This window comes from Bradyrhizobium sp. USDA 4510, from assembly GCF_054059095.1.
Window position 1 is genome coordinate 6,303,706 of the sequence record NZ_JBSSBT010000001.1, and the last position, 13,160, is coordinate 6,316,865.

Below are 13,160 nucleotides of genomic sequence, written 5' to 3' on the forward strand. Positions count from 1 at the left end.
CCGACCTCCCCCGCAAGCGGGAGAGGTGAAGTGAAGCCAGGAGGAATACGGCATGGACCAGTCGATCGGCGCCCAGGAGCAGCCCCGCTACATCAAGCTCAACGAGCGCGACAATGTCGCGATCGTCGTGAATGATTTTGGCCTGCCGGCCGGCTCCCGCTTCGCCTCGGGCCTGACGCTGCGCGCTTTCGTGCCGCAAGGCCACAAGACCGCGCTGGAAGACATCGCCGAGGGCGCCCCGATCATCCGCTATGGCGAAGTGATCGGCACGGCGCTGTCGCCGATCCTGGCCGGTGAGTGGGTCGACGAGGCCCGTATCCGCATGCCCGAGGCGCCACCGCTCGATCAGCTCGAGATCGCGACCGCGGTGCCGCCCGCGCTGCCGCCGCTCGAAGGCTTCACCTTCGAGGGCTATCGCAATCCCGACGGCTCGGTCGGCACCAAGAACATCCTCGGCATCTCCTCCTCCGTGCAATGCGTCAAGGGCACGATGGAATATGCCGTGAAGCGCATCCGCGCCGAGCTCTTGCCGAAATATCCCAATGTCGACGACGTCGTGCCGTTGACGCACGCCTATGGCTGCGGCGTCGCGATCACCGCACCCGACGCCGTGGTGCCGATCCGCACCCTGCAGAATCTCGCGCTCAATCCGAACTTCGGCGGCGAGATCCTCGTCGTCGGCCTCGGCTGCGAGAAGCTCGCGCCGGAACGGCTGGTGCCGGAGGGCGTCGGCGATGCCATCGTGCGGATGCAGGACGAAGCGTTTGACGGCTTCGGCGCCATCGTCGACGCCATCATGACCCAGGCCGAGGCCCGGCTGAAGGTGCTCAACGCCCGCAAGCGCGAGATCTGCCCGGCCGCCGATCTTGTGATCGGCCTGCAATGCGGCGGCAGCGACGCGTTCTCCGGCGTCACCGCGAACCCCGCGGTGGGCTTTGCCGCCGACCTGCTGGTGCGCGCCGGCGCGACCGTGATGTTTTCGGAAGTCACCGAGGTGCGTGACGCGATCCAGCTTCTAACCCGCCGCGCCGTCAACGAGGATGTCGGCCGCGCGCTGATCCGCGAGATGGAATGGTATGACGCCTATCTCGCCCGCGGCGGCGCCGACCGCAGCGCCAACACCACGCCGGGCAACAAGAAGGGCGGCCTTGCCAACATCGTCGAAAAGTCGCTCGGCTCGATCGTCAAGTCCGGCTCCGGCCCGATCGCGGGCGTACTGTCGCCGGGCGAGAAGGCGCGGCAGAAGGGCATGCTGTTTGCGGCGACGCCGGCGAGCGACTTCATCTGCGGCACGCTGCAGCTCGCCTCCGGCATGACCTTGCAGGTGTTCACCACCGGCCGCGGCACGCCGTATGGCCTGGCCGCCGCGCCTGTCATCAAGGTCGCGACCCGCAGCGAGCTGGCACGGCGCTGGAAGGACCTGATCGATTTCGACGCCGGCTGCATCGCCACCGGCGAGAAGACCATCGAGGAAACCGGCTGGGACCTGTTCCGCCTGATCCTCGACGTCGCGAGCGGGCGCACCAAGCCATGGTCGGACCGCTGGGGCATCCACAACGATCTGACGCTGTTCAACCCGGCGCCGGTGACCTGAGCAACCGTGCCTCCTTAACCACCCGTTAGCCACGTCCTGATCGGCCGGGGAACGTCGCAATTCGATTCAAATTGTCTGGGCATGGAGGCACACATGACCCGGGCAACCGATGATCTCAGAGATCAGGCCGACCGCGCCGAGCGGCTGGCACGCACTGACATCGACTCGTTGACCGTCGAGCGCCTGCGTGCCTACGCGGAGGAATGTCGCAACCAGATCGCTGCGGCCGAGCGGGAGAGGCAATCGGGGGCATCACCAGCGGGATAGATGTCCGGAGTTCGCCACCACACGCTCGTCAAAATTTCTCGAGTCCTCGCACTTCCCTGGCGGCGACCTTGATCAGCGGCTTGACCGCCTGTTCCTCTCGGCCAAGCACAACGCCCGAGGCGAAGGCGCTGGCGCGCTCCTTCCGATGCGGGGACTTCAGCGTCGCATCGACCGCCAGCTTGCGGTGCGCGACAAAATCGTTGAGCGAGCCAAGCGCATCCTGGACCCGCTTCAGGTGCCTGGACAGCCGCGCGAGTTGCTTGCGCTCACCCTTGCGCGGAAACAGGCTTTCGAAGAAGTCGATCGCGTATCTGAGCTTCTTGGCCCTGATGCGCACCTTGTGCCGCTCCTGGGCCGACAGCTCGTCGAGACGCCGGCCATCCTTGCGCAGCTTCCTGATGCGGCGATGCAGCAGCGCGGCGGCGAATTCCTCGATCGGACCGCCTTCATCCTCCGCGGCAACGGTCTGCTTTGCCTCGATCCATTGCAACGTATCGATCAGCATGGACCGATAGCGCTGCGAATTGACCGCGTGCCTCGCGCCGGCAAATGCGCGATCACGGCGGCCGGAAAATTCCTGCCGGATCGCTTTTCCGCCGCGCCGCAGCAGCGCGTCATGCGATGCTGGCTCGATATCTTCCTTGACGAACACGTCAAGCTCGCGCGCCGGGGCGAGCGCATTGGTGAGCCACTTCAGCTGCGTCTTGATGTCTTCCGTCGGGGCCACGGTCAGGATCTTCGAGAACAGCGAGATCGCGGCGCGCAGCCGCCGCAACCCAACCCGCATTTGGTGAATGCCTTCCGCCTCGCCCTCGCGGACGGCCTCGGCATTCGACGAGAGGTGACGAAGCGCGGCGCGCGCGATCACCCGGAACGCCGCGCCGGCGGTAAGTCCGGCGTCGAGCACGATGCTCCCGGCGGAGACGACGACATGCTCCTCGCCATCGGCAAGTTCATAGCCGTGTTCGGCTTTCGAGCGCAGATCGAGCTCCGCTGCCGCCTTCCGCTCCAGCGCCCTTGCGACCCGGAACAGGTCGAGCGGGCGGCCGCTCTTGAGTTCGAGTTCGACCTCGTCGATTCGGCGCGAACGGTGCCCGGCCGTGGTGTAGCCGCGATCGATCGCGAGTTCGATCTCGCTGCGTTTGGTCCGCAGCGGCACGGTGATACGCCGCACTGACGTCTCGAATACCGGTTTCAGCTTGCGACGCAGCCTGCCAGACGTGAGTCCTTCAAGCGGCGTACCTTTGGCCTTGTCGAGGTTGAGGTTTCCGTCCGCTAGGTCAGTCTCCCATTCGCCCCGTTCAAACTGCGGACCCGCTCCCGACTTGATAGTCTGAACATAGTTGCCGCCATCCCGCCGCACGCGCAACGTCAGTCCGTGCCGCTTGAGCTTGTGCTTCGCGGTGTCGAAATAGGTCGAGACGAGATCGCTCTCGGATGGTGCACCGCTCTTGCTGCCGGCGACCAGCGGTTTCTTCAGTCCCTTGAGCTTGCGCGCGGGAACGTGGAATTTGAGCTCCGTCTCGGCCGCCATCGTCGCTCCATGCCTGGGGCACCAAGCAAACGTCCGCCGTGACGAGGTCAGCGACGGACGTTCATGCTCACACAAGATCGCCTGAGTTGGCGTCAATCGTCGTCGTTATGGATGACGGTCTTGCTGCGATTGCCGAATTCGTCCCGCTTCTTGATGACCGTGGTCCGGTCATGGCGCGGCTCACGCTCCTTGATCACCGTGGTGCGATCACGATCGCGATCGCGATATTCGGGTGCCCGACCAACCGTTACGCCTGCGCCGACGGGACCTGCGCGGACACCGATATCATCGGCGAACACAGGCGATGCGATCGCGGTCACCATGGCCGCGGTTAGCAGATACGTCCTCATGCCGTCTCTCCTCCTCCAGTTGCGACGTGAAGGAGGAACGTCGAGTGCGACGCACCGTTCCTGTATCGACCGTGCTGCAATTGCTCACGCTCAGTTGCGAAATATCGCACCGGGAACTCGCTGAACAGGCATTCATCTGTGTGGCGAAATACCCATGTTCCACGCGTTGAATAGCCTGAATTGATGTCCCACGTCCTTAACTAATAGGAGGACGTTCCATGAAACAGTCACAGCACTTCCGCGATAATGCGGAGAACTGCGCGCAACTTGCCGAGCGTGCCGACGACGGGCCGACCTACAATCGCTTCAAGCGAATGGAAGCGGCTTGGCGCGCGCTGGCAAAGGAACAGGACTGGCTCGACGGCGAGACCTCGCCATCGGAAAATGCAGCCTAGATCCGGGCCAGCCGTGGCGGCAAATGCGACGTCGCCACGGCCCCGCGGCCTATTCGGCGCTGCGTTGCCGCTGCCAGCGCAACAGATAGGCCTGCAGCCGCCAGATGATCGCCGACAGCACCACACCGACCAGCATCAGCACCACGACAGCAACCATCATGCCCGAGGCCTCGCCGCGCGCCTCCGATTCGATGATGAGGCGACCGATGCCGCGCTCGGCGCCGATGAACTCGCCGACGATCACGCCGATCAGCGCGAAGGAGATCGCAGGCGTCAGCGAAGCGAACACCCAGGCCATCGTCGAGGGGATCACCACCGTCCGGGTGATCTGCCATTCGCTGGCGCCGAGCAGCCGCGCGGCGTTGGCGAAGCCTTCGTCGATCGAGCGCGCGCCCTCGAAAGTGTTGAAGAACACCAGGAACACGACGACGATCCAGGACGTCACGATCTTCGACATGTCGCCGATCCCGAATGCTAGCACGATGATCGGCGCCAGCGCGATCCGCGGGATCGAGTTCACCGCGGTGATGAAGGGCTGAAAGATCGCGCTCAGGCGGTCGGATCGTCCCAGGATCAGCCCCGCGATGAAGCCGCTGACAACGCCGGTGACGAAGCCGAAGAAAGTGTTCTTCAGGGTGATGGCGGTCGCGGCCCAGAGGTTGTTCTCGTTGCGCGCCAGGCACTTTCCGAAGTCGCCGTTGAACCAGCTGTTGAAGGCGCCGAGCTTCGAGGTCAGGCAGCTCTGGATCAGGAAGTTGTCGAAGATCATCGACGGCTTCGAGATGAAGTAGGGATCGAGCAGGTCGGGCACCAGCCAGGGCAGTTTGGTGCGGAGGTCGTAGCCCCATTGCCAGACCGACAGCACGACTGCGCAGATCAGGACCTGCCAGCCGACCGTGCCGAGCGTGCCGTACCTCTTCATATGCTGCGGCCCCTGACGAATTCCTCGCCCAGCGAATGCCAGATGTGCTGGAACAGCTCGGCATAATGCGGGGTTTCGCGCACCTTCACCGCATCGCGCGGGCGGTCGAAATCGACCTCGAACATGTCCTTGATCCGGCCCGGCCGCGCCGAGAACAGGATGATGCGGTCGGCCAATGTCAACGCCTCGCCGAGATCGTGGGTCACGAACAGCACGGTCTGCTGCTCGCGCTCCCAGATCCGGAGCAGCACCTCGTGCATGTCGATCTTGGTGTGGGTGTCGAGCGCGCCGAACGGCTCGTCCATCAGGAGAATCTGCGGCTCGACGATCAGCGTCCGCATCAGCGCCGCGCGCTGGCGCATGCCGCCCGACAGCGCCGACGGATAGGCGTTCTCGAATCCCTTCAGGCCGGCTTGCGCGACGCATTCGGCGATGCGCTCCTTCCGTTCGTGAGCCGGCACGCCTGATAGCTCCAGCCCGTAGCCGATATTGTCGCCGACGGTCCGCCACGGAAACAGCGTGTCGCGCTGGAACACGTAGCCGACGTTGGGCGTCGCCTTGCCGGCGACGACGCGCTTGCCGTCGATCAGGATCTCGCCGCCGGTCGGGCGGATCAGCGAGGCGATCATGTTGAGCACGGTGCTCTTGCCGGAGCCCGACGGCCCGAGCAGCGCGACGAACTCGCCGCGGCGGACGTCGAAGGTCACGTCGCGCACGGCCTCGATCGTGGTTTTGGCGAGCTGGAACGACTTGCTCAGGCCCTTGACCTCGACGCGGCGATCGGCCGAGGCGCGCGGCGATACGGTTGCGCTTGTCTCGAGCGCGCTCAACCCGGATAGGCCTTTCGCGCCGCTTCGATCAGGTTGGAATTGACCACGTCGGCGATCTTGAGCGGCTTGATGCCGGTCATCTCGCGAAACCAGACCTTCTCGCCGCGAGCGAAGCTCGCGGCGTCGATCGAGCCCTCATAGTCCGCGACCTTCTGGATCGACGTAATCTCCAGCAGATTGGCCTCTCGCGAGGTGCTGCCGACATAGGGCTCGATGGCGTCGTAGACCTCGGTCGGCTTGTGGGTCTTGATCCACTGCGAGGCCCGCCACAGCGCGGTGACGTAGGCCTGCATCTTGGCGGGGTCCTTGTCGATGGTGGCTTGCAGCGTGAAATGCGCCGTGACCGGCACCTTGCCGCCGATATGCTTGTTCCAGATCGCCTCGTCGGTGCCATCGAACAGCAATTCGCCCCAGCCCTGCTGCTGTGCCTCGTTCAACAGCGACAGCGAGCTGGCGAGGATATCGACCTGCTTCGACTTCAGCGATCCCAGCATGGTGTCGACATTGCCGGTGCCGATCCAGGTCACCTTGTCGTCAAGCCCCATGGTTTCCATATAGTAGGACGACCAGACATGGTTGGTGCCGCCGAGCGAGGAGACCGAGACGATCGGCTTGCGGCCATCGGGCCGCTTCCATTGCGTGAACGCCTCCAGCGAGTTGATGCCCTGGTCCTTCAGGTCCTTGCGGATAATGAACATCACCGAGTTCGATCGCGTGTCGACCGGCAACAGCACGCGCGCGGCGCGGCCGTGATTGGTCAGCTGCATCGGATGGGTGACGTCGCCGATGCCGATATCGCCCTGCGACGAGGCTATGATCTCGCGGGTCTTCACGCCGCTGCCGCCCTGCACCAGCTTGCAGTCGAGCCCGGCCTCCTTGAAGTAGCCTATACGGTCGGCGACGAACTGCGTCTGATAGACTGGCACCGCGACCGGATAGATCGCGCGGCCCGCGGCCGCCTGCGCCCACGCACGCCCGGTCGCCAGCGCGGCGCCGCCGGCGGCGATGACCGTCAGCGCCGATCGCCTTGAAATGTGGGGCATGGTGAGGCGCGCCATCACGCGTGCTCCTTGGCCGAGATCCTGTCGAGTGCGCCGAGCACCGCATCGCCCATCTGGACAGTCGACAGCTTTTTCGCCCCGGCCTCGGCGATATCGGCCGTGCGGGCGCCGGAGGCCAGCGCGGCCTGCACCGCCTTCTCGAGCAGGTCGGCGTCCTCCGGCCGGTTCAGCGTCAGGCGCAGCAGCATCGCGACACTCAGGATCGAACCGAGCGGATTGGCGATGCCCTTGCCCGCGATGTCGGGCGCGCTGCCATGCACCGGCTCATAGAGCGCCTTGCGCCGGCCGAAGCGATCGACCGGGCCGAGCGAGGCCGACGGCAGCATGCCGAGCGAGCCCGAAGCCATCGCCGCGCAGTCCGACAGGATGTCGCCGAAGATGTTGCCGGTCACCATCACGTCGAACTGCCGCGGCTCGCGCACGATCTGCATCGCGGCGTTGTCGACATAGAGATGGGTCAGCTCGACATCGGAGAACTCCTCCTTGTGCAGCTTGATCACCTCCTCGCGCCAGACCACACTGGTCTCCAGCACATTGGCCTTGTCGACCGAGCAGACCTTGTTGCGCCGGGTCCGCGCCAGCTCGAAGGCCGAGCGCGCCACGCGGCGGATCTGGTTCGTGGTGTATTGCTCGGTGTTGAAGCCGCGGCGCTGGCCGTCGTGCAGCGTCTCGATGCCGCGCGGCTCGCCGAAATAGATGCCGCTGGTCAATTCGCGGATGATGACGAAATCGACGCCGTCGAGCACCTCGGCCTTGAGTGGCGCGGAGGCCGACAGGGCCGGGCTCGCCACGATCGGCCGCAGATTGGCATAGAGATCGTATTTGCTGCGCAGGCCGAGCAGACTGCCGGCCTTGCGTGCCGCGGCCGGCACTTCGGTGGTCTCCGGCCCGCCGGTCGCACCCCACAGGATCGCATCGGCCTCGTCCATCGCCTCGGCGGTGTCCTCGGGCAGCACCTTGCCGGTCGCCAGATACGGGATCAGGCCGTATTGCGCCTCGCGCAGCGTCATCGGAACGCCGCGCTTCGCCGCGAACCAGTCGAGCACGCGGCGCGACTGCGCGGTGACCTCGGGGCCGATGCCCTCGCCGCCGACGACGGCGACCTTGACCATATTGGATTGCGTGCTCATGCCGGTGTCCTTGAAGCGGGTGTCGTTGTCGAATGAATCCATGGCCGCGCCGCGCGGTCGGAGGCCTGGAAGGCGCCGATCTCGTCGTCGCGCTGCAGCGTCAGCGCCACCTCGTCGAGCCCCTTCAATAGCCCCTCGCGCCGCCGCGGATCGATCTCGAACGAATGCCGCGCGCCCGACGGCGAGACGACGGTCTGGGCCTCGAGGTCGATCGAGACCTTGCCCGCGCCCTGCGTCGCCTCGATGTCGGCGGCAAGCTGATCGACCACCGCCTTGTCGACGATGACGGGCAGGATTCCGTTCTGGAAGCAGTTGGCGAAGAAGATGTCGCCGAAGCCGGAGCCGATGATGGCGCGGATGCCGCGCTCCTGCAGCGACCACACCGCGCCCTCGCGCGAGGAGCCGCAGCCGAAATTCGGCCCGGTCACCAAAATCTCCGCCTCGCGGTACGGCTCGCGGTTCAGGATGAACTCCGGATTCTCCGAGCCGTCGGGCAGATAGCGCAGCGAGCCGAACGCCCATTTACCGAGCGTGCCGCGGATCGAATTGCCCACCAGCCGCTCGATGCGGATGATGACGTCGGTATCGATATTGCCGCGCATGATCGGCGCGGCGGTTGCGGTGAGCTTGTCGAACGGCTTTGGCATGCTCTAGCGTCCCATCATCCTGACATCGGCGATCGCGCCGGCAATCGCGGATGCCGCGGCGCTCGCGGGGCTCGCCAGATGCGTCCGCGCGCGCGGCCCCTGCCGGCCGACGAAATTGCGGTTCGAGGTCGAGACCGAGCGCTGCCCGGGCGCCACCACCTCGCCATTAGCGGCCAGGCACATCGAGCAGCCCGGCTCGCGCCACTCGAAGCCGGCGTCGATAAAGATCTTGTCGAGCCCTTCGGCGACCGCCTCGCGCTTGACGTTCTCGGAACCCGGCACCACCCAGGCGCGGACCCCGGCCGCGACCTTGCGGCCGCGCGCGACCTCGGCCGCGGCGCGCAGATCGCTGAGCCGGCTGTTGGTGCAGGAGCCGATGAACACCCAATCGACCGGCGTGCCCGCGATCGGCGCCCCGCCTTGCAGGCCCATATACTCGAGCGCAGTCTCGATCGCGGCGCGCCGCAAGGGATCGTCGACCGCCTTCGGGTCGGGAATCACGCCGTCGACGCCGACGACGTGCTCGGGGCTGATGCCCCAGGTCACCTGCGGGATGATCTTCTCGACATCGATCACGACCTCGCGGTCGAACACCGCGTCGGGATCGCTCGGCAGTTCGCGCCACGCTTTCACCGCGAGATCCCACATCTCGCCTTGCGGCGCATAGGGACGGCCGCGGAGGAATTCGAACGTCTTCTCGTCCGGTGCCACCATTCCCATCTTGGCGCCGAGCTCGATCGAGAGGTTGCAGATCGTGAGCCGGCCCTCGATCGGCAGCGCGCGGATCGCACTGCCGGCATATTCGACCGCATAGCCGGTGCCGCCGGCGGCGCCGATATGGCCGATCAGCGCCAGGATCATGTCCTTGGCGGTGACGCCGAGCGGCAGCTTACCCTCGAAGCGCGCGCGCATCGTCTTCGGGCGGCGCTGGATCAGCGCCTGCGTCGCCAGCACATGGGTGAGCTCGCTCGACCCGATGCCGAAGGCGAGCGCCCCCAAGCCGCCATGGGTGCAGGTGTGGCTGTCGCCGCAGACGATGGTCGCGCCCGGCAGGCTCAGGCCGAGCTCCGGACCGATGACGTGGACGATGCCCTGGCCGGGCTGATCGACGTCGAACAGCGTGATGCCGCTCGCCGAGGTCTCGACCCGCAGCGCCGCCAGCAATTCCAGTCCGATCTTGCTGGTTCCGGCGCGGCCCGGCGCCGTCGACAGCGCGTGATCCGGCGTTGCAAAGGTCAGTTCGGGATTGTGGACATTGAGGCCCCGGCTCTTGAGATCGAGCAGGCCGCGCGAGCCGCCGAGATCGTGCAGCAGATGGCGGTCGATATGAAGGAGGTCTGTGTCTTCGCTGAGGCGAGCAATGACATGCTGGTCCCAGATCTTCTCGAGCAAACTTCGGCCGGGCATCCGCCTTCCCCTGCTCTGTGCGTTTCCATGCGGCTTGATCTTATTGGCGCCAATCTGGGCCAAAGTTGTCGTCAAGTGAAGCAGTTTTGCCCTAACATCACATATGTGATGGAGGTGCGGTACTTGACCCACCGAGGAGCCAGCCATGCCGAATCCGAATAAGACGGCCATCGTCAAATCGGCCATGCGGACGTTTGCAGTTCTGGAGTTCTTTCGGAAAACAAAGCGGGCTGCTTCCGTGACCGAAATATCGTCCGCGCTGGAGATGCCCCAGTCGAGCACGTCAGTGTTGCTTCGATGTCTCGTTGAATTGAACTACCTGGAATACGAGCGAAAGACCCGGCTCTTCATCCCGAGCTACCGGGTCAATTTGCTGGGTGACTGGATCCGTCGTTCCCCGTTCCGTGATACCAAGCTCACCGATCTGATGGAGGAACTCTGGACCGCGACGGGCGGCGAAACCGTTATGCTCGGACAACAGGCCGGCGCCGCCGGGATGCAATATCTGCACGTTGTCCCCGGCGGCTCTCAGCTTCAGTACACGGCACAAGCCGGTCAAATACGACCGATGGTGCGGACCGCGCTCGGACATGTGCTGCTGAGCCAAATGCCGAACACCAAAATTCGCGGCATTATCCGGCGCAACAATGCCGAGGAGCCGAGTCAGTCGGCGCGCGTTCGCGAATCCGCCTTTCTCGAAGAGGTCGAGCGCATTCGCCGCCGCGGCTTTTCCGAGACAGGCGGCCGCACGACGCCAGGCGCAAACACAATAGGCATGCTCGTTCCCCTGCCAAAGCGACGCGCTCCGCTGGCTATCGGCATCGGCGGCCCCATCGAACGTATCGCGGCAAAGCGCGCGCGCATCATTGAAGTCATGCAGAGCCGGCTGAAGGAATTGACAGATGAAGCCGGGCCAAAATTCGTTGAGAAATGACCTCTTGGGACGCATAACGCGTCGTGCGGATGACGGAGCCGTAGCCCGGATGAAGCGAAGCATTCGGACTAAATATCTGTCTTCTCCTCCCCCCTGAGGGGGAAGGTCGGGATGGGGGTCAGCCGCAGGCGACGCTCTATGTGGAGAGAGTTGATCCCCACCCGCTTTGCTCTGGCGAGCAAAGCGACCTCCCCTTTTGAAGGGGAGGTTGGGACCCGCGCTGCAGTTAGATCTTTCGAATTTCCTACGACGCCAGCGCTTCTTCCGGCATCACGGCCGACAGATGCTGGCTTTCGGCGACGGCGCGGTTGGTGATGCGGCCGCGATGCACGTTGAGGCCGGCGCGCAGATGCGGATCCTCGACCAGCGCGCGCAGCCCCTTCGATGCCAGCGCCAGCCCGAACGGTAGCGTGGCGTGGTTGAGCGCGTGGCTCGAGGTGACCGGCACCGCGCCCGGCATGTTGGCGACGCAATAATGCACGATGTCATCAACGAGGTAAGTCGGCGCCTGATGCGTGGTCGGCTTCGAGGTCTCGAAGCAGCCGCCCTGGTCGATCGCGACGTCGACCAGCACCGCGCGGCGTTTCATGCCTGCAAGCTGCGCGCGCGACACCAGCTTTGGCGCGCTGGCGCCCGGCACCAGCACCGCGCCGATCACAACATCAGCCGCGAAGACCTCCTGCTCGATCGCTTCCAGCGTGGCGTAACGGGTGCGGACGCGGCCGAGGAAGAGGTCGTCGAGCGCGCGCAGCCGCGGCAACGAGCGGTCGAGAATGGTGACTTCGCTGCCAAGGCCTGCCGCCATCCGCGCCGCATGGGTGCCGACCACGCCGCCACCGATGATCGCAACCCGCGCCGGCGGAACGCCGGGCACGCCACCGAGCAGCTTGCCCATGCCGTCGGCGGATTTGCGCAGCGCGGCGCCCGCGGCCTCGATCGCGAGCCGGCCGGCGACTTCGCTCATCGGCGCGAGCAGCGGCAGTCCACCTTGTGCGTCGGTCACCGTCTCATAGGCCACCGCCGTGCAGCCGGAGGCGATCAGACCCGCGGTCTGCGGCACATCGGGCGCGAGATGCAGATAGGTGAAGAGGATCTGTCCCTCGCGCAGCCTGATCCATTCGGACGGCTGCGGCTCCTTCACTTTCACGATCATCTCGGCGACGGAAAACACCTCTTCGGCGGTATCGGCGATCCGCGCGCCGGCCTGCGTGTAGACGTCGTCGCCGGCACCGATGCCGTCACCGGCGCCGCGCTGGACCACGACCTCGTGGCCGTGCGCCACATATTCCCGCACCGAGTCAGGCGTCAGCCCGACCCGATACTCCTCGACCTTGATTTCCTTGGGCACGCCGATGCGCATGGTCCGCTCCTTGAAGGATTCGTTTCCGCCGTCGTCAAGGCTATGCCCCGTCACATGGCGTTTCTCGGCGATTTCCGGCTTGCTCACAGCAAAATACGCCCATATCCTTCGCATTCCGCTCAGCTCTTGAAGGAAATCTGCGTGGACGGTCTCGATCGTATCGACCTCAGGATCCTCGCCGAGCTGGTCAGCGATGCCCGCGCCAGCCAGATCGAGCTTGCCGAGAAAGTCGGGTTGTCGCCGACCGCCTGCGCGCGGCGGATCCGCCATCTTGAGGAGATCGGCGTGATCCGCGGCTATCGCGTCGACCTCGAACCATCAACGCTTGGACTCGTGACCACCGTCGTCGTCACCATCACGCTGGAGAAGCAGAGCGAGGATTATCTGGCAGCCTTCGAGGCCGCGATCGCACGCTGTCCCGACGTCGTGTCCTGCCATCTGATGTCGGGCAGCGACGATTATCATCTGCAGGTGATCGCCCGGGACATCGCCGACTTCGAGCGCATCCACAAGCAGCATCTGTCGCGGATGCCGGGCGTCGCCCGCATCCATTCCAGCTTCGCGATGCGCGAGGTGGTCCGCCGCACCATTCCCGAGACCGCGCTGCGCGGCTGACGGTCACGCACCACCACGCACTGTCACAATCGCGCACTGTCACAATCGGACACTGTCACAATCGGGCACTGTCACAATCGGATCTGCCCGGCTCGCTCCCACACGCAATTTTTA

Annotated in this window: 14 protein-coding genes; 5 read left to right on the forward strand and 9 right to left on the reverse strand. The window is 65.2% G+C overall.

The window, feature by feature from the left end; all coding sequences use genetic code 11:
- Positions 1-52 precede the first annotated feature (52 nt).
- Both garD and ACVMDN_RS29380 read left to right on the forward strand, forming a co-directional pair.
- The gene (gene garD, locus ACVMDN_RS29375) at positions 53-1,594 is read left to right on the forward strand and encodes a galactarate dehydratase (protein ID WP_141340745.1); all 1,542 of its coding nucleotides are present in this window, start codon (positions 53-55) and stop codon (positions 1,592-1,594) included.
- A 93-nt stretch (positions 1,595-1,687) separates the two neighbouring features.
- Positions 1,688-1,861: a hypothetical protein gene (locus tag ACVMDN_RS29380; RefSeq protein ID WP_309143757.1), complete on the forward strand. Its 174-nt coding sequence runs from the start codon at positions 1,688-1,690 to the stop codon at positions 1,859-1,861.
- A 28-nt stretch (positions 1,862-1,889) separates the two neighbouring features.
- Here the strand turns inward: ACVMDN_RS29380 and ACVMDN_RS29385 are convergent, their stop codons facing one another.
- Positions 1,890-3,395: a CYTH and CHAD domain-containing protein gene (locus tag ACVMDN_RS29385; RefSeq protein WP_141340743.1), complete on the reverse strand. Its 1,506-nt coding sequence runs from the start codon at positions 3,393-3,395 to the stop codon at positions 1,890-1,892.
- A 92-nt stretch (positions 3,396-3,487) separates the two neighbouring features.
- Positions 3,488-3,745 carry a hypothetical protein gene (locus tag ACVMDN_RS29390; protein ID WP_141340742.1) on the reverse strand — a complete coding sequence of 86 codons (258 nt, stop codon included), beginning with the start codon at positions 3,743-3,745 and terminating at the stop codon, positions 3,488-3,490.
- 218 nt (positions 3,746-3,963) lie between these two features.
- Between ACVMDN_RS29390 and ACVMDN_RS29395 the strand changes: the two genes are divergently transcribed.
- Positions 3,964-4,140, forward strand: coding sequence for a hypothetical protein (locus tag ACVMDN_RS29395; RefSeq protein WP_168857282.1), 177 nt, complete (start codon positions 3,964-3,966; stop codon positions 4,138-4,140).
- A gap of 49 nt (positions 4,141-4,189) precedes the next feature.
- On the opposite strand, the gene ACVMDN_RS29400 is transcribed toward ACVMDN_RS29395, so the two are convergent.
- From ACVMDN_RS29400 to leuC, 6 genes are read right to left on the reverse strand one after another with little or no spacing between them, the layout of a single operon-like run.
- Positions 4,190-5,062, reverse strand: coding sequence for an ABC transporter permease (locus ACVMDN_RS29400; RefSeq protein WP_141340741.1), 873 nt, complete (start codon positions 5,060-5,062; stop codon positions 4,190-4,192).
- Complete coding sequence (locus ACVMDN_RS29405; RefSeq protein WP_141340740.1) at positions 5,059-5,892, reverse strand: ABC transporter ATP-binding protein; 834 nt, start codon at positions 5,890-5,892, stop codon at positions 5,059-5,061. Before ACVMDN_RS29405 ends, ACVMDN_RS29400 begins: the two co-directional genes overlap by 4 nt.
- Positions 5,889-6,950 (reverse strand): ABC transporter substrate-binding protein, encoded by a 1,062-nt coding sequence (locus ACVMDN_RS29410; protein ID WP_456834803.1) that lies wholly within the window; start codon positions 6,948-6,950, stop codon positions 5,889-5,891. The genes ACVMDN_RS29405 and ACVMDN_RS29410 overlap by 4 nt, the downstream gene beginning before the upstream one ends.
- Positions 6,950-8,083 carry a 3-isopropylmalate dehydrogenase gene (leuB, locus tag ACVMDN_RS29415; protein WP_141340766.1) on the reverse strand — a complete coding sequence of 378 codons (1,134 nt, stop codon included), beginning with the start codon at positions 8,081-8,083 and terminating at the stop codon, positions 6,950-6,952. Before leuB ends, ACVMDN_RS29410 begins: the two co-directional genes overlap by 1 nt.
- Complete coding sequence (leuD, locus tag ACVMDN_RS29420) at positions 8,080-8,730, reverse strand: 3-isopropylmalate dehydratase small subunit (protein ID WP_456834802.1); 651 nt, start codon at positions 8,728-8,730, stop codon at positions 8,080-8,082. Before leuD ends, leuB begins: the two co-directional genes overlap by 4 nt.
- Positions 8,731-8,733: 3 nt before the next feature.
- Positions 8,734-10,137, reverse strand: a complete 1,404-nt coding sequence (gene leuC / locus ACVMDN_RS29425) for a 3-isopropylmalate dehydratase large subunit (protein WP_141340737.1) — start codon at positions 10,135-10,137, stop codon at positions 8,734-8,736.
- Between the two features lie 145 nt (positions 10,138-10,282).
- On the opposite strand from leuC, the gene ACVMDN_RS29430 reads away from it, so the two are divergent.
- Positions 10,283-11,071: an IclR family transcriptional regulator gene (locus ACVMDN_RS29430; protein ID WP_141340736.1), complete on the forward strand. Its 789-nt coding sequence runs from the start codon at positions 10,283-10,285 to the stop codon at positions 11,069-11,071.
- Between the two features lie 244 nt (positions 11,072-11,315).
- On the opposite strand, the gene ald is transcribed toward ACVMDN_RS29430, so the two are convergent.
- Complete coding sequence (gene ald, locus ACVMDN_RS29435; RefSeq protein WP_141340735.1) at positions 11,316-12,431, reverse strand: alanine dehydrogenase; 1,116 nt, start codon at positions 12,429-12,431, stop codon at positions 11,316-11,318.
- 126 nt (positions 12,432-12,557) lie between these two features.
- Between ald and ACVMDN_RS29440 the strand changes: the two genes are divergently transcribed.
- The gene (locus tag ACVMDN_RS29440; protein ID WP_057017008.1) at positions 12,558-13,046 is read left to right on the forward strand and encodes an Lrp/AsnC family transcriptional regulator; all 489 of its coding nucleotides are present in this window, start codon (positions 12,558-12,560) and stop codon (positions 13,044-13,046) included.
- Positions 13,047-13,160: the final 114 nt, after the last annotated feature.